Annotated in this window: 1 protein-coding gene; it reads left to right on the top strand. The window is 36.2% G+C overall.

Translation table 11 applies throughout. From position 1 onward, the window contains the following. On the top strand, positions 1-873 hold an 873-nt coding region (locus BG20_RS11090), incomplete at its 5' end, for an NAD(P)/FAD-dependent oxidoreductase (protein ID WP_010195472.1). Between the last annotated feature and the right edge of the window lie 17 nt (positions 874-890).

Below are 890 nucleotides of genomic sequence, written 5' to 3' on the forward strand. Positions count from 1 at the left end.
TCAGAGCTTGATAAATTCTGCAAAAAGACTGGACGAAACTTTGATGACTTTTTAATCCATGACGGAAAGAATATGCATGTAAAGATGAATAACAATGTAAAGTTTGATATCGGTTTGCACGGTTTGTGCACATATGACAAGTTGGCTTTAATCAAAGATTTCATAAAAGATTCTAAAATTATTTACGGAGAGACTCCAAAGCTAGAAGAGCTAGAAAAAGAATATGACATGATAGTTGACTGTACAGGATTTGCAAGAGCATATCTGCCAAAACTAGAAGAAGATTTTTTCTTGCCAACATACGAATACAAAGTAGAGTATCCTGACAAGGTACCATTTGATGATTTTTACATTGAACCGTTTCCAGGAATGTCTGGATACTTTTGGTACTTTCCGTTAGGTGAAAAGTGGGCACATATTGGTGCAGGTGATTATAGAAAGAATCACATCAAGGCAACAGATGATTTTCTAAAAAAGTACGGAGGAAAAGTTTTGCAAACAAAGGGCAGACCAATAAGATTGGCAACTCCTGGCAAGTGCAAACCGTTTTACAAAGGAAAGGTAGTCGGAGTAGGGGAATCAATAGGTACTGTCTATGCGTTGCTAGGTGAGGGAATCATCCCCAGTATGCAGTGTGTTGATATTTTTATCGATAACATGAATGACTTTGCAGCTTATGAGAAAGCAGTAGATGAGCATTACAAAATTTATGATAAAGTATTCAAGTTTGTCCGAGCAAAGATTCACAAGAACTTTAATTTCTTAAAGTCATTGCCAGACTTTATCTCTATTTTTAGATACATGAAAAAGAATGAAGCAAGATTTGGAATGGATGTAAAGATTGCAGACCTTATGAAGGTTGCAAAGGCCTAGCCAAAACTAACAGAGCT

The organism is Candidatus Nitrosarchaeum limnium BG20, from assembly GCF_000241145.1.
GTDB classification, from domain to species: domain Archaea; phylum Thermoproteota; class Nitrososphaeria; order Nitrososphaerales; family Nitrosopumilaceae; genus Nitrosarchaeum; species Nitrosarchaeum limnae.